The sequence below is a fragment of the Candidatus Symbiopectobacterium sp. NZEC135 genome (assembly GCF_025962695.1).
On the sequence record NZ_JAGFPF010001098.1, the window covers coordinates 1 to 725 of the forward strand.

Genomic DNA, 725 nt, shown 5'->3' on the forward strand with positions numbered 1-725 from the left:
CGGTAGAGGAACCGCACAACGCGTCGCTGAGGGAATCAAAAAGCTCAAACAACATGCCATTCCCTATGGCGCACTGATCGTAGTTGACCGCCACGTCTATCAAACGGATCTGCGAGACATGTTCGATTACTTCGGCAAGATAGGTCTTAATGACATCGAATTTCTTAACATCGTTCCTGATAATCGCATCCCTGCCGGAGGGGAAATCGACGAAAGTTACATCACTTATGCCGAGTTTATCGCGTTTCTGGATCGGGCATTTACGCTTTGGTGGGACGGCTATCGCACCGTTTTACATATTCCACAGTTCAGCGATTTTATTCGAGCCATCAAGAACCCAGGAACGAAACTGGCCGCCTGCTACTGGTCAGAAAATTGTTCTCAGGAGGTCATTACCCTGGAACCCAATGGAGACGTCTCACCGTGCGACAAATATGTGGGCGATGCGGGGAGTCATTACGGCTCGTTGATGAAAACGGATTTGGCAGAGCTGCTGGCCTATTCGGCCCATAATCAGGCGGCAAAGCGTGAGGAGCAGGAAGCCTTCAAAAAAATGCGCCAGTGTCGTTGGTTTTCCCTCTGCCATGGGGGATGTCCACACGATCGCGTGATTAATCGACGGCACGTGGCTGGTTATCAGGATAACTGCTGCGGCACGGGTAAACTGTTGGCAACCATCGAAGGCTGCCTGAATGAGGAACGTCGTGCTACCCCGAAAACAGGGC

1 protein-coding gene is annotated in these 725 nt (G+C 51.4%); it reads left to right on the plus strand.

Going from position 1 to position 725, the window contains the following annotated elements; translation table 11 throughout:
- The coding region (locus J5224_RS32685) for an SPASM domain-containing protein (protein WP_264629080.1) at window positions 1–725 on the plus strand (725 nt) is incomplete at both ends.